The following is a 23,785-nucleotide window of genomic DNA, read 5'->3' on the forward strand; positions in this document are numbered from 1 at the left end:
AGTTTAGAACTCGATTTCTGCTGCTTGTACTCGTTCAACTTGCTTCTTCTTCAAAACGAGGAAAGTTTGAGAAAGTGCAATACCCAAAAAGAAGATTAACAGCCAACCGATGCGGGCAGAATCTTGGAGGACAATTTCGCCATCTTCCTGACCGAAACCCCCTACATTAGGATTCAAAGTTAAGGCTTCTCCTGCCGCAACTTCTTGACCTTCAGAAACAATAAACTCAGGTCCAGGGGGAATGGTTTCCACAACAGATTCACCGTCAGCAGTTGCGATGGTAACGCTGTAATTAAAACCGTCTGGTTGAGCAATTTCTGTAATTGTTCCCGCTACAGAAGCCGTAAATTCATTATTATTGGTTTTTTGTCCCGTGGGATAAACTTGTCCGCGACCGCGATTTGCTCCTAAGTGAATGGGGAACTTACCAAAGTGAATATTTTTATCGGTTTTGGGGTCAGGAGAAAGAATCGGGAAAGTGATTTCCTGATATTGATCGCCAGGTAAGGGTCCGATGATATAAACGTTGTCTTGGTCTTCTCTGTAAGGTTGGAAATAAAGGCCGCTGACCTTTTCTTTTAACTCCTCAGAAAGGCGATCGGGGGGCGCAATGGTAAAGCCTTCCGGTAACATTAAGACGGCACCAACATTTAAACCGCCTTTCGATCCATCTCCTTGAATTTGTTGAGAGTTCAAATCGTAAGGAATTTTGACAACTGCCTCAAATACTGTATCTGGTAAAACCGATTGAGGGAGTTCGATTTCTGCGGGTTTTTCCCCTAAATGGCAGTTGGCACAGGCAAGACGACCTGTTGCTTCTCGAGGGGTTTCTGGGGCGGTTTCCTGCGCCCAAAATGGATAAGCCGCAGCCGTTTGGGGCGCGATCGCATCACTGGTAAAAAAGATTGCAAGGGTAGCCAAGAGCAAGACCGCTATTTTTAGGGTGACTTGCTTGCTCGTTTGCCACAGAATTCGTAAAGGGGGTGTTCTCATCTCGATCGCTAAAAACTTTAAAATCTGCTCGAATGAATATTGATCGATCCTCAAGGACATTAAATAATTACATTAAGTAATTATATTAAGTCCACCAAGGATCGGTGTTGGTGCGGAAATCGGTTTCCGTCCAAGGGGTAAACTCTACTTTGTCATCTGCGGTAACTGTGGCATGAGCCAAAGCTAGAGAAAGAGGTGCCGGACCGCGAACCACTTTCCCTTCTGCGTTATATTGAGAGCCGTGGCAAGGACATTTGAACTTGTTTTCCGCCACGTTCCAAGGAACGACACAACCTAAATGGGTACAAATGGCGTTTAAACCATAATCCTGCAAAGAACTCTCATCTTTGACGATTAAATAGGTGGGATCTCCTTTTAAACCTTGGGATAAAGCGCGATCGCCGGGGATAGGATGGGCAGCGAGAAATTCACTTACCAGCACATCATTACCTAACGCATCTTTAGCCGTAACCCCACCACCAGGACTACCACTGGAAGGAGGAATAAAATATTTAACAATGGGATAAAGCGCACCAAGGGCTGTTCCCGTAATCGTACCAAAAGTCAGCAAGTTCATAAACTGCCGACGACCCATATCGGGTACATCTGAGGGGATGGAGGATTGTGCCATATCAAAATGCCAGAATTTGGTTTTTGTTAAGAATTCTGAAGAATTCTTCAGAATTGAATTCAGTCCTGCTATAGCAAGTCTGTTAAGCCTTTTCAGCTATAAAAAGTTGAGGAATGTTAACAGTCTGCTTTAAATTCGTCTACGAAGCAATCCGTCACAATTCGTAACAACATTCATTTTACCATTCTTCGAGACAGGACAATCGAAAACCCTCTAACTCGTCAAAAAATCTGTTTAGGCGATCGCCAACCCTATTTTGGTAACATTGCGATCGTGTCATTGATTGTTTGCTCCTCTAAGTCTTGTAAATCGATCGCTTGTCCTGCGGGTTGAAATAAACGATTTAAAGAACGCTGATAAGCAGGATCGTAGTGTTGTAGTAGTAAATCCTCCACTAATCTGCGCCATTGTTGGCGATCGCACCACTCAAACCACTGTTGTAGTTTTTCTTTCCCGTAGCGAGGTTTAAGACGTTGTAATTTCTCCTTGAGGATGTCGGGATGTTCGATAAAATGGGGATATTGTTGCAATAACCCCGTCACTCGTTCCTCGAGAGGTAAGCGAATCTCAATACAAGGAGACTGTTTCATTTTCTCCCATAATCCTTGGGGAAGATAGATTCTGCCAATTTTATGACTTTCTGACTCGATCCAAATTGTTTTTTGGCGATCGCACTGTTGCAATTGTTGCAGTAATAAACTTTCAAAATACTTTTGAGAAGGTTGAGATGCAAGTTTATTTTCCCATGCTTGACCCAATAAAGAACCGCGATGCTGTGCTAGTTTTTCTAAATCTAAAACTTGCATTCCTTGCTGTAACATTCGTTGCAAAATCTGTGTTTTTCCCGTTCCTGTCAAGCCACACAAAACGTTATAATTAAACTGTTGTAGCAAAGTTTCTAATTGTTTGCAGACATAGTTTCTATAGGTTTGATAACCTCCGTCGAGGACTGTCACTTGCCAGCCAATTTGTCTTAAAACTAATGCTAAACTATGGGAACGCTGTCCTCCTCGCCAACAGTAAATTAATGGACAATAATCTTCTTTTTTATCGGCAAAATGGGAGGATAAATGATGAGCAATATTTTGAGCGATTAAACTTGCACCTATTTTCCTTGCTTCAAAAGGAGAAATTTGCTTGTAAATCGTGCCAATTTGAGCGCGTTCTTTATTATTCAGAACCGGAAGATTAATTGCATTTGGAATGCGATCTTCAGCATATTCTCCCTCAGAACGAACGTCAATAATTTCGCTGTAAGTTTCTAGCCAAGGTTCTTTTCTTAAAAGTGGCGATCGCATTGATGATCTATTCCTTTCTTGATTTTTTTGAGAGTAGGTATTCCTTGCCAAATTTGAGATTATTTTTATTTATTATAAGATTATTGTGTTATCAAGGTAAACAAAAGTACATAAAAAAAAGCACCTCCCTAGTCATAGCAACATTTAAAATTGCATGATATAGAAGGTACTAACGATTATAACTTGGTTTAGAATAAAGCTAATTAGTCAATTATTTTCTTGGCTTTATCTTTTAGATTTTCTGTCTCATGTTCAATTTTTGCTTCTGTCTGTTTCAAATTACCTTCGGCTTTTTGTTCAGGATTCCCTGTCATTTCGCCTACAGCCGCTTGTGCTTTTCCCTCAATATTCTTAGCAGTAGCCGCGATTTTATCTTTAGTAGACATAGTGTTCGATATCTCCTTTTCTCAATTTATCAGTTTGTTTAACAATGTTAATGTATCAAGAAAATTAAGAGAAAAGCATCTCTCTTTAGATGCAAAAGATACAAAATCGTATCTCTCTTTAGAGGTAAAGTGGATGCAACTATTTCTACTGGAAGGAAGAGAATCCTGCAATGGCTTCTGATTTTATCTAATATATTATAATATAAAATTGTTGTACTCACGATTTTGGAATCTTGAACGGCAAATATTTCTTAACGGCTTTGAGTTTAATATTGAGTGTAGGGGGCGGTTTAACGGCTTGTAGCGGCGATCGCAACGCCCGAGATTGGTTTGCCCCAAATCCCAAGCTACAAGGGAATTCTGCTGCGTTAAACCCCTCTCCGAGTCCTTCTCCCGATCCCACTCCCCTAGAAATTCCTCAACCTTCACCAAAAGAGGTAAAAGACAATAAACTCCCACCCAATTTTCCCAAGGTAATTCCGATTTATACCCGCGCAAAATTACTAGAATCTCAATATCGGGTGGGAGAAATTAAAGGAGAAACGCGCTGGCAAACGGAAGCCGATCGCGATACCGTTGCAGCATTCTATCGGCAAGAATTTGAGGGCAATAACTGGGAGTTTAATGCTTCTGAATCAAACAACACTTTACTGGTTGCGAGTCAAGATAATCTGAACCTAAAACTATCTATTCCTCCTGCATCAGAGTCGGATTCGGGAACTATTTTTTTGCTTGAATATGCAAGCAATTTATCGACGGCAAAAGGACAAGCAACACAATCGAAATCTGAGGATAGTCAAAATGAGAAAAAACCAGAAAATTCTTTAGATTTAAAACAAGTCTCACCTCAAGTTCGCGGTTATATTGAAGACTTTGCCGCGTTAGAACTATTACCAAACAACTTTGACCCCAATAAAACAATTACTCGTCGAGAATATGCCCGATGGTTATTTGAGGTACACAATACATTGTACCGCGATCGCGCTACTAAACAAATTCGTCCTGTTACGAGTGCCAGTCAACCTGCTTTTACAGATATTAAAGCAGGCGATCGCGATTTTGCCATGATTCAAGGGTTAGCAGAAGCAGGAATAATTCCCTCGCGTTTGAGTCAAAATACGGAGGCATTATTATTTCAACCCGATGCACCTTTGACGCGAGAAATATTGATTTTATGGAAAGTTCCCCTCGATCTTCGTAAAGCCTTACCTTCTACTTCCATTGACGCAGTTCAGAAAACCTGGGGCTTTCAAGATAGCGAACAAATTCAACCAAAAGCCTTAAAAGCTGTATTTGTAGACTTTGAAAATGGAGAAAATGCCAACATATTGCGGGCATTTGGTTATACGACTTTATTTCAACCTAAAAAAGCGGTAACGGGTGCAGAAGCGGCGGCGGCTTTATGGTATTTTGGCTATCAAGGAGATGGGATTTCTGCTAAAGAAATATTGGCGTTAGAAAGTAGTGAATAAAAGATTTGACATCAATCAATTAAAATTGCATGGGCGACCAATTGAGTCCCTTCCAATCTCAATCCGGTGGTTTCGAGGGCGTTGAGGAATCCGTCTTCTGCGCCGCCCTCACTTTTCATCCCGGCGAGGACTAAGCCCGACCAGAGTAAGGGATTGTCGGTGGGGTCGTTGGATGGCAGAACCTTTTAAAAATGATCTATATGCGATCGCTGTTCTTTGCAGTTTAATCCTGTATTTTATCATCTGATGAACTACAATACAAAAATAAGCCAAAAAGAAGAGAAAAGCGATCGATGGTAAGTCCAACCCAAGAATTTTACGTTTTGATTGAACGAGATGAAGATGGCTGCTACATCGGTGAAGTTCCTCAACTACAAGGATGTTATAGCCAAGGTGAAACAATTGACGAATTAATGCTTAATATGAAAGAAGCGATCGCGCTGTGTCTGGAAACGGAAGAAAGCGAGCCTCTCATGAAATTTATTGGCGTACAAAAAGTGACCCTCTAATGCCAAAACTTCCAACCGTTACAGGTCAACAAACAATTAATGCTTTAGGAAAGATTGGATTTGAAACCATTCGCAAAAAAGGAAGCCATGTTCGGTTAAAACATGGGGATGGTGTAGCGATTACTATTCCAATTCACCGAGGCAAAAATTTAGGAAAGGGGTTATTAAGAAAAATTTTGCGAGATGCCGAATTAACTGTTGACGAATTCATTGAACTTCTTTAATAGCTTTATCCAATATATTCTCTATTTTTTGAGTGAGATCCCATTGTCAAAAATTCAGTTCCTCTAACGAAATTTATGGCGATCGCTTAAGATTCAGCCGCTAAGTTTTCAAACTTAGTTAATTCTGGTAAGAAAAGTAGTTTAATAGTTCCTGTGGGTCCATTACGATGTTTGGCAATAATAACCTCAGCAATATTGCGATCGGGTGAATCGGGATTATAGTAAGAATCGCGATATAACATAATGACTAAATCGGCATCTTGCTCGATCGATCCGCTTTCGCGTAAGTCCGAAAGCATGGGACGCTTATTGGTACGAGATTCAACACCACGACTTAGCTGAGATAAAGCAATAACAGGTGCATTAATTTCCCTTGCTAAACCTTTCAGCGATCGCGTAATTTTCGCCAATTCTTGCACTCGATTATCTCCTCCTCCTTCCATTAATTGCAAATAATCGAGTAAAACTAAGCCAATTTTACCTCCTTGTTCCGCTTGCAAACGGCGAACTTCCGATCGCATTTGCATTACTGTTAAAGTAGCATTATCATCGATAAAAATAGGTAATTCTGCTAAATTTCCAATCGCTAAAGCAACGGATTCCATTTCAGTTTGAGTAATACGTCCCGATCGCAAGCGGTTGCTCTCAATTTTTGCTTCTGAAGCTAATAATCGCTGAACTAATTGTTCTTTTGACATTTCCAAACTAAATATTGCCACGGGAAGTTGATGTTGTTGGGCAATATTTGCAGCAATATTTAAAGCCAAAGCTGTTTTTCCCATTGAAGGCCGTCCCGCCAATACAATTAAATCAGATTTTTGAAAACCACTGGTCATAGCATCTAAGTCATAAAAATCGCAAGCTAGTCCAGGTAATGCAGTTTCTTGTTGCAGATTTTCCAGTTCATCAAATGTATAAATGAGAGTCTCTGCAATGGGTGTTAATCCTTGTTTGGGACGCTTTTGTGTTAGCCCAAATACCTTCTGTTCTGATTTATCTAAAACAACCTCTAATTCTAAAGTGGTATCGTAGCCTAATTCAGTAATTTCATGGCTTACTCCAATCAATTGACGGCGCGTATATTTATCCATCACTAAAATAGCATAGCGATCGATATTCACTGCCGAAACTGTTCTTTCTACTAATTGAGCAAGTTTGCTTGTTCCACCAATAATATCTAATTTTCCTTGGTCTTGTAACCAACTGGTTACGGTCATTAAATCTGTGGGTTTCCCATCTCGATATAATGCTAATGCTGCTTGATAAATTTCCGTATGAACGCTAATGTAAAATGCCTCGGGAATGATAACATCAGCAACTCGTCCCATTGCTTCGGGATCGAGCAAAATTCCTCCTAAAATAGACTCTTCTGCTTCAACATTTTGAGGGGGTAAAGAATTTCCGGCGGGATCGAGCATTAGTCGTACAATAGTTCTTGTTCCTAAATTAGCAAAAAAATGCCCATAATGACACCTGATTTAATTTGTTTATTGATTTTGGCACTCTGGTCAATTCCTCTCAACCATGCCCCTGCATTGGGTCGCATTCAGGCTGGAGGAGTAGAATGGGGTTTGGGTAATCGCGAAACCACTCCCAGTGTACCTCCTTGGGTAGGACGTGCCGATCGCGCCAAGCAAAACCACCATGATAATTTAGCGGCGATCGCGATCGTGATTCTCATCGCGCAAGTTACGGGACAAACTGATGGAATTACCGCGATCGCTTCGGTGGCGATCGTTGTTCTGCGAATTCTTCACAGTTTGAGTTACATTTTCGGTATTACCGTAATACGAACTCTTGCTTATGCTGGTTCTTTATTGGCACTGGGAATCATTGTTTTGCGGCTTTTTATTTAACGAGGAAGTACATCGTTTAAACAAAATTTCAGGTTAGGTAAACTGGGAGAGGCGATCGCCTCTCTCAAGCGAAATTGTTGTTGAGAATAATCTTCTCCAATGAGTTGACAAACCGTAAAGGTAGGTTGTTTGGGACGACCGATAAAAGCAATTCCCCCTAATCCTCGATAATCAACAATCCAATATTCGGGAATTCCGAGAAGTGCGTATTCTTCGACTTTTCTCGCATAATCGTTTTCCCAATTGCTACTAACCACTTCAACTACCAATTTAAGAGAACTTCCGAGAGTAATTACAGGTTCTTTTTCCCAAAGCGGTTCGCTACTGAGAACGGTTTCATCTAAGACAACAATATCAGGACGACGGGCTGTTATTGCCTCAGCTAAAGGACGAATTAAGCAAGTACGAGGAATAACCCAAGGTAGTTGTTGAGTCATGATTTCTTTGCCAATTTGGGTGGCAACTTTACCGCTAACAGTTTCGTGAGATCCCGTTGGTTCCATATCAATGAGTTCTCCATCGGCTAATTCATAACGGGGATCGTTCCCATATTGGCTGAGAAAATCTGCAAAGGTTAGAGTTTTTGAAGCAGTATAAGTCATTCTTTTTTTGGGGTGCATCTCAAAGTTGCAAATTTACAACATTGTTCCGAATAATTAGAGCTAGGGAGCTACAATAAACCATAATGGGGGTAGTGCGAGCATCTTGCTCGCTAGTTCCACAGGAAATCGAGGGGAAGGTACGCTACAAACTTCATTTTTACCCTTTTTCTGTTCCTTGTTCCTTTAAGTTAATGCAACCAATTCTTTACGAAGATTATCTTTTTTATCTCCCATTGGTGCATTGAGTGCTTCTTCTAAGGATGCGCTTCCGAGACGTTCTTCTAAAATCTTCAGGGTTTCTCGTCCAAAATCATTAGGATTTTGTTGCCATGCTTGCAAGCAAACTTCCCCAAAATATGATCCTAATGGTTCAGGGTTCCAAAGCAATTTTCGTGCTGTCCAAGGCATAACACTCATAGGATTATAACCAGGCTTGAGAATCTCTTTTTTAAAAGCATATCCTTCTAAATGAGTGTGGGGTTGCAAACCAATAAAAAAGATAGCGGGTTCGACTTTATCTACACCAAAAATGTTTTCTAATTCTCGATGATAAGCTATCGTTTGACGAATCGTATCGAAGGTTTCATCTATGACATTAAAAGAATAGTTTACAGAAACAACATCATTAAAACCTGCTGCTTTTAAATCCCGACAATTTTGTAAAACTGTCCGCAAATTGTATCCCATTCGCATCTTCCGAACTAATTCTTGAGAACCACTGGTAATGCCAATCTCAAAATAATTCATCCCTGTTTTAACCATCAGATCGCATAATTCTGGGGTTAAATTATCGGCGCGAATATAAGCAGCCCAATGAATATCCTGCATTTCTGAAGCAGAGATTTTCTCTAATAGTTCGATCGCGTCATCAATATATTTTTTAGCAGGAATAAATTGAGCATCTGTAAACCAAAAATTGCGAACACCGCGATCGTACAATTGACGCATTTCTGCAACGACTTCATCAGCAGGATTAATCCGTACCTGTTTGCCTTCAACAACGGTATAAATACAATAACAACAATTATGAGGACAACCGCGCTTTGTTTGTACGCCGATATAAAAATCATTTTCTTGCAAATAATAGCTAAATTCCGGCCAAATCTTAGCGATATAATCGTAGTTGCAAGCTGTTTTCTCGATCGCCGTTGGGGTTTCGTGAATCATGCGATCGCGGGGCTTTGTTTCCCCAACAATATAACATCGCTCTGCACTTATATCTTCTCCTTTTAATAAGCGTTCGAGCAATACTTCTCCTTCTCCTACAGACACAATTGTTCCTTTGGGAAGCGCCTTCTCAATTTGCTCATAAAAAACACTGACAGCACCTCCACCAACCACAACACGAACACTTTGGTGATAGCGTTTAGCCCGTTGCAATCCGCGTTTAATTAAGCCAAAATTGCGCCATAATTCCCCATAATAGGCACTCACCACCTTTAAGCCCCCCAAGGCTCCTCGCAAGCGAATGAGAGGGTTTTTGGCATAGTACACCTCGAAGGCCATTTGCAGGGGATTGCCGCCGCGTCCTCCCACTGGGGCGTAAATTTGGATATCTCGCCAAGAGAAAACCAGCAAATTAGGCTGAAACTCGTCGATCGCCCGATCTAAGGCTCCATTGAATTCTACTGGTGGTACCGTTCCTAAATCAAAGATGCGCTGTTGCAGATCTGGAAAAATCTTCCCCATGCGATCGGCGAGATAGACGACACCAATGGGAAAAATAGGATTGCAGGGAAGACGAACGTAAAGAATTTTCGAGGACATTATTAAGAAAATATTAAGAAATTGAGGCTAAGATGAATTGTAAAATTTATTTACATAAGTTAACTTTAGCGTTTTTCCTTACTCCTATCAACTTTATCAAGAAGAGAGTAAGATTGATAAACATGAGGGATCGAAGGAATTAGAGCGCGATCGCCACAGGGATCGAAGAAAATAGACAAAAAAAGAGAGAACGGGTCAAGATAACCTCAATTTCTAGCCAAGACGGCCTATAATACCCAGATTTTTGAGCTTTTCCCCTCTCTCTCGAGCAGGAAAAATGAGATCGGTAGTCCTGTTTACAGCAGGTGGGGATCGCAAAATGTTAAGTTAAATATAGATGGGGCTTGCACATTAGCGGTCAAGATGCCTGCACTACTATCACGAGAGAATACGGTAGTGGGATCGTCTCCCTCCTTAACTGTGTAACTTAACTGTGTAACTTAACTGTGTAAGTAACTGTGTAAGTCCTATGAATAATGAAATAGTAAACACCTATATAACCTATCACTCATCATGTCTCAAATCCTCGACCCCATCCCCAACAACACCGAAGAACCTGTCTTATGCTGCTATGTTAACGCGACCAGCCAGATTCAAATTGCTCGTATTACCAATCTTCCCAATTGGTACTTTGAAAGAGTCGTTTTTCCTGGACAGCGTTTAGTTTTTGAAGCTCTACCGGAAGCCCTTCTAGAAATTCACTCGGGCATGATGGCGAGTGCAATTCTTTCCGATACTATTCCTTGTAAACGCCTGCGAGTTAATCAAGAGCCAGAGGAATCAGAGGAAGCTGAAGCAGCTGAAGCAATAAGCCTTTCAGTACAGGATACCTCAGAGGGTGAATCAGAGGGTAAAACTGTCGCTCTAGAATTCTCCGAAGCTGTGCAAAAAAAAGCAGCCGTTGTAGTCGTCTAAAAAGATTAACGGAACAGATAATTCTCATAAATCAAAGAAAGCATGAACACTATGTTCATGCTTTCTTTTTAGGCGATCGCCCCACTTCTTAGAATTTCAAAAGGGTGCGAATCATACCCGCAAAGATAGTGTCATTGTTGGGATTCCCATTAGGATTAAATACCGCATAAATTGCAGGTGCAATTTGGATATTATCAGTGAGAGGGAAACGATATTCAAGGTTCGCCATGTAGGCGGGAGAGCGATCGCTGGGTCCGTTGTCAGCACTCGCGAGGTAAGGAAGCATCCCAAAACCTGCAACAATCACATCGTTTTCTTTGAACAGATCTGGGAAAGCCAAGTTCAATCCCCAAGTCCACATATCTGCGTTATCGCCCTTGCGAACTCCTGACTCGGCGACCCCATTCAGATAGCCGAGATAACCGCTAATGTTAAAGTCATCAGAGACATCCCATGTTCCGGCAAAATGGTAGTGATTGGCGGAAGTTGCTGATTCTCGAATGTTCCCGTTACTATCTACCCAGATGAAGGGGGATTGGCCTAAAACACTAGCAGTAGTGGATAGGACAATATTCTCCGCCGTGCGAAAACCACCAGGAGCATAACTACGAGCATAAGCAAAAGCAAGTTTAACATCATCGCCGACCTTGACATTAAGTTGGATCGGCAGGATGAAGGATCCCCCAAACAACCCCTTATTTGCATCATTCGCATTTTGGGCGATGTAGGCAATATCTAGCCCCAACATCTTATTGAAGCGAATATTTGCACCAACGGCTGCCCCAGGAATGCCTTGACTTTCAAACAGCAAGTTATTGTAAGCCAATCCTAGGGGAATTCCGGTTAAGGCGTAGGGGGAAGTCGAATGAGAGTCAATAATGTCATCAAGGACGATTTGAGAGGCTCCAACATGAAGTACAACGTTATCACTCGCAGGGAAGCGATAATGAACCTTGTTGATATTTACATCATCATCGGCGCGGAAACCGTAGAAGTTAGGAACACTTTGTTCTGTTCCTGTCCCGAATCGCTTTAAGTTTTGTAAGTTGCGAGCTTGAAGTCGAACCCGTAGGAGATCGCGCCCCGTGAAGCTAGTATCGAAGGCTAAACGCGCTCGATAACCAAAGGCTAAGGCATTATTGCGATCGCGGTTGAAGTCATCGGCTTGAGTATTCGATCCCCCGGCACTGTTTTGGGTGTCGTTAATAATATCGAGGTCGCTCAAAAATGTCTGGATTTGTGTCGCACTCAAATTATTAGCGAGGTTGAAGGCTGCATCGGCTGAGTTAACCAACTGTCCCATCGTGATCGAGTCAACAACCCCCAATCCCTGAAACAATCCCAACATATTGTTGCGATCGATGATTTGAGCAAAGGAGGAAGCGGCTGCTGCACTGCTCAAATTCCCATTAAAGCCATTCAATACGGACAGATCATTGTAGTCGGCATTATCCATGCCGTAAATCTTGGCGCGATCGCCCGTGGCGATGTCCAAATTGGTCATCATCACACCATTTAATTTGGTGGTGGTGGAGAATTGGTTATCTTCTAAAAAGGCAACTCGTCCTTCTAAGTTATCGACGCGAACCCCGAGGAGTGCCAATTCTTGTTCAAATTCTTCCATCAAACGACGCAGAACCGCTAAGTCTTCCCGCGTCGCAAACTCAGCCGTGGTTTCAGCAATCAAGCGCTCGATTTGTTGCAAACAGGCGTTTAAACCGGCTGCAAATTCGTAGCGAGTCAGAGCGCGATTGCCGCGATAGGTTCCGTTGGGATAGCCTTTGAGACAATCGTAACGTTGCACCAAATCATCTAAGGCTTGGAAAGCCCAATCTCCAGGGGATACATCGCTGAATTTCGAGGCTCCAGTAAATTGAGCTTCGGTATCCTCTACAAAGGGTTCTTCCATTTCTAGGCTGTAGCTTTCGACTTGCTGCAAAAGGTCGCCAGTAGAAGAATCTGCAAAAGCAGCATTGCCCGAGCTAACAAGACACAAGCCGAGAGTAGCGGAACCGGCTAATAAAGACGTTCTTAGAATTTTAGACATTTGATTGACTCCTCACACTTAACCATAAAGTATTGAAAACTAACTGACTGAAAAGAATTTGAAGTTTCGTTCCCAACATTTGCCTCACAGCATACCGTAAATTCCTCCAATTGGGAAGATCGATCGGAATTTTTCAAGTCGCTAATTTGTAGACGGTTGCCTTAAACAATTTCTTTGCGAGGGTTCAATTCCTGATTAGGATAGACTTTTGGGGCAAAAAAGAACAAAAAAACTGTCAAGAAACTGCGATAACTGAGTCTCCGGGGGTTTACGAATCAACTTCAAGATGCCAGAATTTATGGAGCATAGATTTATCGACTCGGGTCATCATCAATAATGACGGCATGAAATTTATCAACCATTCTTTGTCAACTCAAGTGCTGACAGATGGACAGCTAACCCTTTCTTACTCAAAAATTACCCCAGTTTTTGAGGAACTCGATCGCTTTTTTGGCGATCGCAATATTGATCGCGGCGATCGGCTGGCCTTAGAGTGCGTTAATTCCGTCCCCTGTGCTTTAGTTTTGTTATATTTGCTCGAAAGGGAGTACAGTTTTCTCTTGTTTTCGAGAGCCGCCAATACTTCCGAGGAGAATAAGCCAGAAATTCCGCCTTTTTGTCATTATGGCTTGCAGATCGATAGTTCTCCAGAAGCTCCAGAAACAGAAAGCGAGATACTTTTTCATCGCGATCGCGGGTTGAAAATCTGGGAAAATTCCCTCTGGATGGGGAAAAATTCCTCCTCGGAGGAGTTAAAACCGACGCTCTATTTACGAACTTCGGGCAGTACGGGGAATCCCAAACTGGTCGCCCATTCTCATGCTAATTTGCGAAACAATATTCTGAACTGTGCAGAACGCTTAAATTTAAGGAGTGGCGATCGCATTGCCATTCCTGTCCCTATTTTTCATCTGTATGGTTTGGGTGCAGGATTTCTACCTGGGGTGATGGTTGGCGCGTCCATCGACCTACAAAAAGGGGCGAATTTACTGAGATATTTGCAGAGGGAACGAGAATTCAATCCCAATGTTGCCTTTATGACTCCCATTTTTTGCGAAACTCTATTGCGGGGTCGTCGATCGCCCAGACCTTATAAATTAACCGTTGCTGCGGGCGATCGCGTTCGAGAAGATACCTTTAAGCAGTATAATGATCGATTTGGTTGCTTAGTTAAATTGTACGGCAGCACCGAAATGGGGGCGATCGCCGCCGGGAGTCCCGATGATACTCTAGAAGTCCGCGATCGCACCGTTGGACAGCCTATGCCAGGAGTCCAAATGCGTCTAGAAGAGCAATCCTTTGAAAATATAGAAGAAATGGAAGGTACAGGAGAACTATGGTGCAAACACAACTGCGGATTTGAGGGCTATATTGACGAAAAAGGAAATCCTCTCTTATCAGAAACTGGAGATTGGTTTCGGACAAAAGATTTTGGACGTATAGGGAAAGACGGTTTGGAGGTGATAGGCCGATGCGATCATAGCGTCAATCGAAATGGACTCCTCGTCTTCTTTACTGATGTTGAAAAAGCGATCGAAAGTATCGCCGGAATTGAAAAAGTTGTTGTTGTTTCTAAAGGGGAAAGTCAACGCGGTAAAAAATTATTTGCTTATTGTATTCCGGCCAAAGATACAAAGGTCGAAGTTATAGCTACAGATATCCGTTCTCATTGTTTCGATCTATTGCCAAGGCACGCCATTCCTGATGAGATTATTATCGAAAAAACTTTACCTTTATTGCCCAATGGGAAAGTCGATCGTCAAAAATTAACGCAAAAGGTAGATTGGGATACAATTCACCAAAACAACACTTAAAAAACTGTTACAATTCCATTATTATTGTCGAAAACTTGCTATAAAGAAGTCGAGCCAATGTAGTTCTAGGCAATTCAACTCTAGAGATGGCCTTGATTCGCCTTGATTCGCCTTGATTCGCCTTGATGAACGACAACACATTTATTTTGAGAAGGATTGTTATGGACAAAACCGCTACGGACAAAACCGCTATGGACAAAACTGCAGTTGAACAACTCAAGGTCATTATCGCTGACGAACTCGATGTCAATCTTACAAAAGAAGAGATTGACGACAATGCCCCTTTATTTGAAGGAGGTTTGGGACTTGATTCTATCGTTATTGTAGAATTAATTTCTCTGATTGAAGAAAAATTTGGGATTGAATTTGCCGATACTGAACTCAGTCCAGAATACTTTAGCAATCTCCATGTTTTAGCGGAGTTTGTTTCTGAAAAATTAGCATCTCGAGCAAAAGTAGCTGAATCTGTAAGATAGCTAAATCACCTATTCCCCTAGTCCCCGTTATTCATTAGCCTCATGATTGCGATTGCCGAACCTAGAACCAAACTCGATGCTCAACGGATTCCTTTAACTCCTAACTATCCTCCCTTTAAAAAGTGGAAGCGATCGGCTATTGGGGAAAAGTTACAAGATCGACCGATGTGCCTTTATTTACACATCCCTTTCTGTACGCAACGATGTTCGTTTTGCTATTATAAAACCGTCGATCTCAAAGAGCGTCCCGAACTCGATCCCTATGTGGACGCATTGTGTAAAGAAATCAAATTGGTTGCCGATCGCTTCGATCTAGGAAATCGTCCCATACACGCCATTTATTTTGGTGGTGGAACTCCTAGCTTATTACAAGAACATCACTTTGAAAAGTTGGTTGGCACCTTGCGAGAGAATTTCAAGCAATTTGATAACCACCAACAATTTGCCCTCGAAGCAGAACCTTTAACTATTTCCAAAAGTAAGCTAGAAACCTTAGCACAATTGGGAGTGACTCGCTTAAGTATGGGCATTCAATCCTTTGTTGAGGATATTATTCAATTAAGCGGTCGCGGTCACAATCAAAAACAGGCCTATCGCGCTATTGAAATGGCTCAAAAAGCGGGTCAAGGCAAATGGACGATTAATATTGACCTCTTAAGTGGTTTAGCCGGGGAAACCGACGAAACTTGGAAAAAGAGCGTTGAATGCGCGATCGGTACTGGAGTTGAGAGTATTACGGTCTATCAAATGGAAGCCTTTACCAATACTGATTTCTACAAGCAAGGGGTACGAGAAGAAAAAATCAACCTACCCGATGCCGAACAGGAAAAAGGTTTCATGCAATATGCGATGGGAGAATTAACTCGCCAAAATTATATTCCTTGGAGTTTCTTCACCTATACCAAAAACAATAGCGATCGCAGCGAATACATTTACAATATTTGGCAGGGGATGGAGTTTTATGGTTTGGGAGTTTCTGCTTTTGGTAGCATGGATAACTTCCTTCTACAAAATACCAGCGACCTTGATAAATATGGGGAAATTGTCAATGCAGGAGAACTTCCTCTCGTGCGCGGTTATAAGTTTACCTGTCAAGACCTTATGGTGCGCGATGTCTTATTAGGGATGAAATTATTACGCTTTGACTTGAATAAGTTTAAATCTCAATATGGGTTTAAATTAGAGTCTCTTTGCGCTCAACCTCTGGGACAACTTGAAGCAGAAGGATTTATTACTATCGGTAATGACGAGGTAACATTAACCGATAAAGGCATTCTGCATGGAGATTTTGTCGGGTATACTGTCTCGGAATACCTGAGAAAACTGCACAGTTAAAACCATTATTCTCAGAAATAACGGGGCAAGATTTTCCTCTACCCCGTTATTTGTACTTTTTTGTTCAATTTTCGTTCAATTTTTGTTCAATTTTTGTCTGAGAACTGGACTATGAGTTATAAATTAGCCTGTAATTTAGCTTGTCATGCGATCGCAAATATCTTCAAGATTTTAGGATTATTGGGGTTATTATTTTTCCTCAATTCTTCTTCTATTTTAGCAGATAATCTAGGTAATTTACATCAGGAATGTCAACCCAAGATTATCGAAGTGACATCTGGTGTTTATGTGGCCGTGGGAAATACAAGAGCGCATATTACTCTCATTGAAGGGGATAATGGTGTCATTATTGTCGATACAGGAGACAATATCGCAGCAGCAGAGAGAGTTATCACTCAATTTCAAAATATTACTCAAAAACCCATTGCAGCGATTATTTATACTCATTCCCACTACGATCATACTGGGGGGACTCGCGCTTTTTTGAACGGCGATCGCACCCCAATTTATGCAAGGGCAAATTTCCAAGCAGGAGGAGTTAAAGATAATAAACTTGAACCCATCGATCGCGATCGCACGAGTTTTCAACATGGTACTTTTATTGACCCCAAAGAAATCATTGCAGTAAACAAAACATGGTGCAAATTGCCCATCAAAAATGGAGGAGATGGTTTTGTACCCCCCAATCATCGATTTACGCAAGAGAGGGTATCATTAAATATTGCAGGAATTGCTTTAGAATTAGTTGCGGCACCAGGAGAAACCGACGATCAACTTTATGTTTGGCTGCCCGATAAGAAAGTATTATTATGTGGAGATAATTATTATCGTGCCTTTCCCAATCTTTATTCTATTAGAGGGTCATATCGAGATGTAAAACAGTGGGTTCACAGCCTTGACAAAATCATCGGTGAAGCACCAGAATATTTGATTTCTGGCCATTCTTTACCCATTACAGGAGAGGAAAAAATAAAACGAATTATCACCGATTATCGAGATGGAATTGACTCTATTTTTGAACAAACTCTGACTGGAATGGGTCGCGGTTTAACACCCGAGGAATTGGTTGCAGTTGTAAAACTTCCTCCAGAATTAGCAACAAAGCCTTATCTTCAAGAGAATTATGGTAATATACCTTGGACAGTACGAGGAATTTATAATCACTATTTAGGCTGGTTTGATGGCAACCCGACTCATTTATTTCCTTTATCAACAAGAGAAAATGCAACTAGAATTTCTAGGCTTGTAGGAGGAAAGGAAAAACTTTGGCAAGTCGCTCAAAATGCTTTTACTGCTGAAGATTATCAGTGGACTTTAGAACTGACAGACTATCTTTTAGCTTTAGGATTTCAGACAGGAGCAGTCAAAGAGCTTAAAGCAGAAACATTAAAATCATTAGCACAAAAAGAAACCAATGGCAATGCCAAACATTACTATTTATCGATCGCCCAAAAATTACAACATCACTCTAAAATTTTATTAAATGACTGAATCTACCCTCTCCTCACCTTCAAAAAGTATCCGCTTAGATGTTCTGGCAAAAGAGGCTTCGATCGCCTTAATTATTAAAGCAGCAGGATTAGTATTAATCTATCTCTTACAAATCTTTTTAGCCCGTTGGATGGGAAGAACTGAATATGGAATTTATGAATATGTTATTGCTTGGTCTTTATTATTAGCTATTCCTGCGAGTTTGGGACTTCCCCGCACAGTGATGCGATCGATTTCAGAATATCGCGTTACACAAGAATGGGGGTTAGCAAGAGGGATTATTCGCGGTAGTTTGTTCTTAACTTTGGCAGCAAGTGTGCTGTTATGTGGAGTCGCGATCGCCGTTATTCTTTTCATTAATTCTTATTATAATTCTCCTTATTCTCTTCCTTTATTAATTGGCATTGGCTTAATTCCTTTACAAGCGTTAGTCCAACTACAACTAGAAACAACAAGAGCATTAGAAGATATTGTTAGCGCTTATATTCCCTATTTGGTTATTTGGCCAATTCTGGTTCTTTGCGGAGGATTTCTGCTCTTAGAAATCAATCATGAAGTCACCAGTATTCCCATGCTGGGTGTCGCTATCTTGGCTTTAGCGATCGTGCTGATTTTTCAAAGACTATTACTTTGGGAAAGAATCAAGCAAACCCTAAAACCCGCTCTGAATCTTTATTCTTATCGTCAATGGATTGAGATTTCTTTGGTTTTATTATTACAACGTGCCTTTCTCTATATCCTAGATGAAACCGATATTATTATGGTGGGTTCCCTAGTGGGTCCAGAAGCCGCAGGAATTTATAATGTTGCCGTCAAAACAGCCTTATGGGTCGGCTTTGTTTTAGAAATTACCATCATTGTTGCCGCTCCAGCTTTTGCTATGCTTTATACGCAAAACAATATGGCAGAATTGCAAAGAGTAGTTTCCCGCGTAACCGTTTGGATTTTCTGGCCATCTCTGGCGATCGGTTCATTTTTACTCATCTTTACAGCCCCTGTTTTGAGCATTTTTGGTGCCGAGTTTATGCCAGCAGTCTCTCCCCTAAAGGTTCTGGTTTTGGGGCGTTTAGTTGACTCCCTATGCGGAACTGTAGCCTGTTTGATGGTCATGACAGGACATCAAAATAAATCCTTGCCCGTGTTCGCTTTTAGTGCTATCCTCAATCTAGTTTTGAATGCGATCGCCATTCCTAGATTTGGTATAGTTGGGGCAGCCATGACCACCAGTTTTACCCTCGTAATTTGGAATATTTGGTTGAGTATTCTTGCCGTTAAATATATTGGCATACAGCCTTCAATTTTTTATAGTCTATTCAATTCAGAAACATCTGAAGAACCAAAACAAGAATAAGATAGAGAGATGCGATCGCGCCATCGAAACAATTGAACTTTTGTCTAAGTTACGGTAGAATAAACCCGCATCTTTGAGAGGTATTTCTCTAAACATAATGATTCTCAATTGACCAGTTCAGAAAAAATGCTGAAAACAAAAACCAAAAAGATATTACTGGCTTGTGTGTTGGGTGGATTAGCTGCCATATTACTTCTGCACCAAGGTTTAACGTTATTGAAAAAAACTCAGCTTGTCCCAGCGCAACGCCTTTGGAGTCAAGAAACCGAGATCGTTGCTAATACAGGAGCGAACAGTCAATGTTCTCAAGACATGGTATGGGTTAAAGGTGGAACTTTCCAAATGGGTTCTGAAAAACATTACAAAGAAGAAAAAGGAGTCTCTAAAGTTAAAGTCACAGGTTTTTGTATCGACCAATATGAAATAACCAATGCCCAATTTGCTCAATTTGTCAAAGAAACGGGATATATTACCCTTGCCGAACGTCCCCTCAGTGCTGAAGAATTCCCCAATCTTTCCGAAGAACAGCGATCGCCTGGTTCTATAGTTTTTATCCCCCCCCAAGGCAAACAACAAGTGAGGGAATTAAGTTGGTGGCATTGGGTACCGGGAGCAGATTGGCAGCACCCCACTGGACCCAATAGCAATATCGCAGAAAAAGATAATTACCCCGTCGTCCAGGTTGCTTATAAAGACGCGATCGCCTATGCTAAATGGGCAGGCAAATCTTTACCCACAGAAGCCCAGTGGGAATTTGCTGCCCAGGGAGGACTAGAAGGGAAAGAGTTTACTTGGGGCAATACCTATTCCGCCAAAAAAGCTAACACTTGGCAGGGTATCTTCCCCTACCAAAATACTGAGGAAGACGGCTATTTAAGTAGCGCTCCCATTGGTTCTTTTGCTCCCAATAATTACGACCTTTATGATATGGCTGGGAATGTTTGGGAATGGACCCAAGACTGGTATCGTATGGGTCATCAAAATAAGACTTCTGATGTTGATCCGATTGTCTCTAACCCAGAAGACAGTTTTGATCCGCGAGAGCCAGGTGCAGCCAAGCACGTCATTAAAGGCGGCTCTTATTTATGCGCCCCCAACTATTGTAGTCGTTATCGTCCGGCAGCTCGAGAAGCTCAAGCTCCCGATACGGGAACTTCACATATTGGCTTTCGCTTGGTAACGAAACCTACAAATAGTTAATTCAAATTAAGTTAAGGCGATCGCATTAATTGCGATGGGTCAAATTTTCTCAAGATCAAATTGACCGATTCCTGATTTAACTGTTAAGAAAAATTTACTAATCTTGATTTAATTAAGATTGAAAGTAAAATGCCGTTAATTAGGTCTCAAGTCACCTCAATTCAATTGTAAATTTTTGATTGCGTCAATCAATATTGCATCATTATGTACCGAAAAGTTTCCCGTTTTCTAATTGTAGTTGGAATTGGTGCTTTGGGTTTTGTTGGGTTTTCCTCTCTCCGGGAAACAGCAGAAGCTCAAGTTAGCGGCAGAAAGCGCCCCAATATTCTTTTTATCATTGCCGATGATATGGGATATTCCGATCTGGGCGTATTTGGAGGAGAACTGCCTACCCCCAATTTAGATGCCCTTGCCAAACAAGGCATGATGTTGACCAACTTCCACACCGGTCCGACTTGCTCCCCAAGCCGTTCGATGATTTTGACCGGAGTGGACAATCACCGCGCTGGTTTGGGAACAATGCCCGATCGCATCACCGATGACCAACGAGACAGTCCGGCTTATCGAGGTGTTCTCAACGATGATGTCGTGACCGTAGCAGACTTACTCAAAGATGGCGGCTACCATACCTATATGACCGGAAAATGGCACCTCGGAGAAGACGAGAAGCGCCTGAGACCGAATGGTCGCGGTTTTGAAGAGAGCTTTGCCATCTTAGAGGGTGGTGCAGATCACTATGGTCGGGTTGGATTCGGTCCGGGAGCCGAGGCCAATTACGCTCGTAATGGAGATATTGTCGATCCCCCTGATGATTTTTATACCACCAAAACTTACACCGATATGATGATTGAATTCATCGAAAAAAATCGGAATACTGGCAAGCCTTTCTTTGGCTATCTCGCTCATACGGCTCCTCACGAACCCCTGCAAGTTCCCCCGCAATACCATCAGAAATACCTTGCCCAATACAGTGCGGGTTGGGATCAACTCCGAGAAGCACGCTTTGAGCGTCAAAAAGAATTGGGAATAATTCCCGACTATTTGGAACTGCCTCCGCGTTGGTCAACCGTTGAAGCATGGAATAGTCTGAGTTCGGATCAGCGTCGCATCGAAACCAAGAAAATGGCCGTGTATGCGGGTATGGTTGAATACATGGACGCGCAGATCGCACGATTGGTGGATTACCTGAAAGAGATTGGCGAGTATGAAAATACCGTCATCATCTACTTTACGGATAATGGCGCAAGCTGGCGCGATTTCTCCTCCCTACCAGATTGGAAGGAGTGGATCGAAGAGATCGGTTACAGCAATAGCTACGAAAATATCGGCAATCCCGACTCTTTCACCGGTTTGGGTTACGGTTGGGCGCAGGTGATGACTACACCTCACTTTGGAGCAAAAGGAACAATGGCTGAAGGAGGAACTCGCGGTCATTTCTTTGTTCACTACCCCGGAAAAATCAAGATAGGCAAAAATAGCGCTTTCACTTCTGTTAAAGATTTGGCCCCCACAGCATTAGACTACGCTAGTGTATCTCGACCGGGTACAACCTATAAAGGCCGCACGATTCATCCTCTCGAAGGCAAATCCATGCGTCCTTTGTTTGAAGGTTTGGCAGAGCGACTCTATGGCGACAACGAGCCGGTCGCGTTTGAACTCTACGGTACGGTTAATAAAGCGCTGTATCTGGGGGATTGGAAAATTCTGCGGCTGGGAGATGGTGTTTGGGGGGATGGCGATCGAGAACCCTGGAAACTGTTCAATCTCGGCATTGACCCCACGGAACAGCACGATTTATCCCAACAATATCCTGCTCTGTTGGAAAGAATGGTGGAAATGTACGAACAAGAAGAAAAAGGTTGGGGTTTTATTCCAGTTAGGTAGTTTACGGAATCATAATTGATTTTTGTAGGGGCGTTCAATAATTGAACGCCCCTATAGCAATATTTTTTCCTAGCAAGTTTGGTTCATTTCATTTTGGGCAAGTAACATAAACCCTTTTTTATCATGTCTAAATTGGTTCGCTTGCACATCAAAAATTATCGATCGCTTGCCGATTTATCTTTTAAAGTCGGTTCAATTAATATTTTTTTCGGACCAAATGGATCGGGAAAATCAACCATTCTTGATGTGCTGCGATTTCTCAAAGATTGTGCAGTAAGGAGTGTTGACTATGCTGCATCTCGACGCGATCTCGGTGTGGGGTTGCTTTGGGATGGTGCAGAAGAAGGGGAAACAACATCTATTGTCCTAGAAACACAAAAAACAAAATACGATCTTTCTTTTGGGTATTCTGCTGGAAGGATCGATCCTTTTGTTGGAGAGAATTTATACAGTACAATTTCCAATCAGTCTAACTTAATTTCGCGTTCAGTGGGAAGTAAGCAAGCTCAAATTTGGAGTTTGAAAGATGAAAAGCAGGAAATAATAGATCTCTTTGAGCCAGAAAAATTAGCTTTGATAACGCATATTAGTAGTGAAGGTCTTGATGACATATCCTATGAAATATATAAATATCTTCGCTTATTAAGATTTTATAATACTCGAGAAATAGATTTGAAGAGGCTCAAAAAACGAGGTTCTGAGTCTGGATCAACTTTTGAACTTAACGAAAACTGTGAAAACCTATGGTCAGTTTTAAGGAATTTACACGATCGCCAAGCAATGGACTATCGATATAACATAATCATACAATTTATGCGAGAAGCATTTCCTTCTTTTGAAAATATATTTTTTGAGCAAACAAGCCCTAGCAGTGTTTATGCTTATTTTATTGATAAAAAATTAAGTAACCCAATTCCTATTTCCGGTATTTCAGACGGTCATTTACAAATGCTAATTAATCTTACTATATTATTTTCTGAAAGACGGCAAAATGAAGAATATTCTACTATTTTACTCGACGAACCCGATCTTTCTTTACATCCTTGGGCATTAAGTATTTTTGCTAAAGCCGTAAAACTTGCTGCGAAAGAATGGAATAAACCAATTTTTATAGCAACTCATTCTCCTGTATTAATTAGTCAATTTGATAATCAAGATATTATCAGTACATCACAAGATAAGAGGGGGCGAACAATTTTAACAAGAGTTAGTGAGATGAAAGATATACAAGATTTATTAGAGCAATATGCAACGGGTTCTTTATATATGTCTGAAGCGATCGCTCCTCAAAGTCAACTTTCTGCTGAGGAAATAGTTACATGAATGAGTCATGTTATTACTTTTACTTTGATTTAATTGTTACGGGAGAATGTGAAGAAAAACATCTTCCAGAGCTTTTTAAGTCGCTTATACAATTAGGAATTTGCAGATTTAAAGGGGTGCATCTCAGTTTTGTAAAAATAGCGAGCAAGATGTTTGTCCTTTGGACACGCTACGCGAACGCACTACCCCCATTATGGTTTATTGTAGTGGG

The 23,785-nt window shown here is 41.5% G+C and carries 21 protein-coding genes; 13 read left to right on the forward strand and 8 right to left on the reverse strand.

Annotated elements, in window-relative coordinates; translation table 11 throughout:
• Window positions 1-3 precede the first annotated feature (3 nt).
• The 4 genes from petA to JUI58_RS15695 form a co-directional block, all read right to left on the reverse strand.
• The gene (petA, locus tag JUI58_RS15680; protein WP_204104761.1) at window positions 4-993 is read right to left on the reverse strand and encodes a cytochrome f; all 990 of its coding nucleotides are present in this window, start codon (window positions 991-993) and stop codon (window positions 4-6) included.
• 85 nt (window positions 994-1,078) lie between these two features.
• The gene (gene petC / locus JUI58_RS15685) at window positions 1,079-1,624 is read right to left on the reverse strand and encodes a cytochrome b6-f complex iron-sulfur subunit (protein ID WP_204104739.1); all 546 of its coding nucleotides are present in this window, start codon (window positions 1,622-1,624) and stop codon (window positions 1,079-1,081) included.
• Between the two features lie 251 nt (window positions 1,625-1,875).
• Window positions 1,876-2,922, reverse strand: a complete 1,047-nt coding sequence (gene mnmH / locus JUI58_RS15690) for a tRNA 2-selenouridine(34) synthase MnmH (protein WP_204104740.1) — start codon at window positions 2,920-2,922, stop codon at window positions 1,876-1,878.
• Window positions 2,923-3,125: 203 nt separating this feature from the next.
• Entirely contained in the window at window positions 3,126-3,308 is a 183-nt protein-coding gene (locus JUI58_RS15695) for a CsbD family protein (protein ID WP_204104741.1), read from the reverse strand.
• Between the two features lie 233 nt (window positions 3,309-3,541).
• Between JUI58_RS15695 and JUI58_RS15700 the strand changes: the two genes are divergently transcribed.
• From JUI58_RS15700 to JUI58_RS15710, 3 genes are all read left to right on the forward strand, one after another.
• Entirely contained in the window at window positions 3,542-4,780 is a 1,239-nt protein-coding gene (locus JUI58_RS15700; RefSeq protein ID WP_204104742.1) for an S-layer homology domain-containing protein, read from the forward strand.
• Between the two features lie 293 nt (window positions 4,781-5,073).
• Complete coding sequence (locus JUI58_RS15705; protein WP_204104743.1) at window positions 5,074-5,289, forward strand: type II toxin-antitoxin system HicB family antitoxin; 216 nt, start codon at window positions 5,074-5,076, stop codon at window positions 5,287-5,289.
• Window positions 5,289-5,513 carry a type II toxin-antitoxin system HicA family toxin gene (locus tag JUI58_RS15710; RefSeq protein ID WP_204104744.1) on the forward strand — a complete coding sequence of 75 codons (225 nt, stop codon included), beginning with the start codon at window positions 5,289-5,291 and terminating at the stop codon, window positions 5,511-5,513. The genes JUI58_RS15705 and JUI58_RS15710 overlap by 1 nt, the downstream gene beginning before the upstream one ends.
• An 86-nt stretch (window positions 5,514-5,599) precedes the next feature.
• On the opposite strand, the gene dnaB is transcribed toward JUI58_RS15710, so the two are convergent.
• Window positions 5,600-6,931, reverse strand: a complete 1,332-nt coding sequence (gene dnaB, locus JUI58_RS15715) for a replicative DNA helicase (RefSeq protein ID WP_204104745.1) — start codon at window positions 6,929-6,931, stop codon at window positions 5,600-5,602.
• A gap of 39 nt (window positions 6,932-6,970) precedes the next feature.
• Between dnaB and JUI58_RS15720 the strand changes: the two genes are divergently transcribed.
• The gene (locus JUI58_RS15720) at window positions 6,971-7,369 is read left to right on the forward strand and encodes an MAPEG family protein (RefSeq protein WP_204104746.1); all 399 of its coding nucleotides are present in this window, start codon (window positions 6,971-6,973) and stop codon (window positions 7,367-7,369) included.
• Here the strand turns inward: JUI58_RS15720 and JUI58_RS15725 are convergent.
• The gene (locus JUI58_RS15725; RefSeq protein ID WP_204104747.1) at window positions 7,366-7,971 is read right to left on the reverse strand and encodes a Uma2 family endonuclease; all 606 of its coding nucleotides are present in this window, start codon (window positions 7,969-7,971) and stop codon (window positions 7,366-7,368) included. The genes JUI58_RS15720 and JUI58_RS15725 overlap by 4 nt on opposite strands.
• A gap of 183 nt (window positions 7,972-8,154) precedes the next feature.
• Window positions 8,155-9,738: a photosystem II high light acclimation radical SAM protein gene (locus JUI58_RS15730; RefSeq protein ID WP_239121511.1), complete on the reverse strand. Its 1,584-nt coding sequence runs from the start codon at window positions 9,736-9,738 to the stop codon at window positions 8,155-8,157.
• A gap of 513 nt (window positions 9,739-10,251) precedes the next feature.
• On the opposite strand from JUI58_RS15730, the gene JUI58_RS15735 reads away from it, so the two are divergent.
• Window positions 10,252-10,653, forward strand: coding sequence for a DUF1830 domain-containing protein (locus JUI58_RS15735; protein ID WP_204104748.1), 402 nt, complete (start codon window positions 10,252-10,254; stop codon window positions 10,651-10,653).
• 88 nt (window positions 10,654-10,741) lie between these two features.
• On the opposite strand, the gene JUI58_RS15740 is transcribed toward JUI58_RS15735, so the two are convergent.
• Entirely contained in the window at window positions 10,742-12,700 is a 1,959-nt protein-coding gene (locus JUI58_RS15740; protein ID WP_204104749.1) for an iron uptake porin, read from the reverse strand.
• A 344-nt stretch (window positions 12,701-13,044) separates the two neighbouring features.
• Here JUI58_RS15740 and JUI58_RS15745 point away from each other — a divergent pair, with 344 nt between their 5' ends.
• The 8 genes from JUI58_RS15745 (at window position 13,045) to JUI58_RS15780 (ending at window position 23,574) form a co-directional block, all read left to right on the forward strand.
• Window positions 13,045-14,514 carry a class I adenylate-forming enzyme family protein gene (locus JUI58_RS15745; RefSeq protein WP_204104750.1) on the forward strand — a complete coding sequence of 490 codons (1,470 nt, stop codon included), beginning with the start codon at window positions 13,045-13,047 and terminating at the stop codon, window positions 14,512-14,514.
• Window positions 14,515-14,675: 161 nt separating this feature from the next.
• Window positions 14,676-14,990: an acyl carrier protein gene (locus tag JUI58_RS15750; protein WP_204104751.1), complete on the forward strand. Its 315-nt coding sequence runs from the start codon at window positions 14,676-14,678 to the stop codon at window positions 14,988-14,990.
• 42 nt (window positions 14,991-15,032) lie between these two features.
• Window positions 15,033-16,325: a coproporphyrinogen-III oxidase family protein gene (locus tag JUI58_RS15755; RefSeq protein WP_204104752.1), complete on the forward strand. Its 1,293-nt coding sequence runs from the start codon at window positions 15,033-15,035 to the stop codon at window positions 16,323-16,325.
• Window positions 16,326-16,436: 111 nt separating this feature from the next.
• Window positions 16,437-17,816: an alkyl/aryl-sulfatase gene (locus JUI58_RS15760; protein ID WP_204104753.1), complete on the forward strand. Its 1,380-nt coding sequence runs from the start codon at window positions 16,437-16,439 to the stop codon at window positions 17,814-17,816.
• Complete coding sequence (locus JUI58_RS15765; RefSeq protein ID WP_204104754.1) at window positions 17,809-19,167, forward strand: flippase; 1,359 nt, start codon at window positions 17,809-17,811, stop codon at window positions 19,165-19,167. Before JUI58_RS15760 ends, JUI58_RS15765 begins: the two co-directional genes overlap by 8 nt.
• Window positions 19,168-19,293: 126 nt before the next feature.
• A complete protein-coding gene (locus JUI58_RS15770; protein ID WP_204104755.1) occupies window positions 19,294-20,367 on the forward strand; it encodes a formylglycine-generating enzyme family protein in 1,074 nt (357 codons plus the stop codon).
• Window positions 20,368-20,571: 204 nt separating this feature from the next.
• Window positions 20,572-22,251, forward strand: coding sequence for an arylsulfatase (locus tag JUI58_RS15775; protein WP_204104756.1), 1,680 nt, complete (start codon window positions 20,572-20,574; stop codon window positions 22,249-22,251).
• A 123-nt stretch (window positions 22,252-22,374) separates the two neighbouring features.
• Window positions 22,375-23,574, forward strand: coding sequence for an AAA family ATPase (locus JUI58_RS15780; RefSeq protein WP_204104757.1), 1,200 nt, complete (start codon window positions 22,375-22,377; stop codon window positions 23,572-23,574).
• The last annotated feature ends 211 nt before the right edge of the window (window positions 23,575-23,785 follow it).

Source organism: Spirulina sp. CCY15215 (genome assembly GCF_016888125.1).
In the GTDB taxonomy this organism is placed as follows: Bacteria; Cyanobacteriota; Cyanobacteriia; order Cyanobacteriales; family Spirulinaceae; genus CCY15215.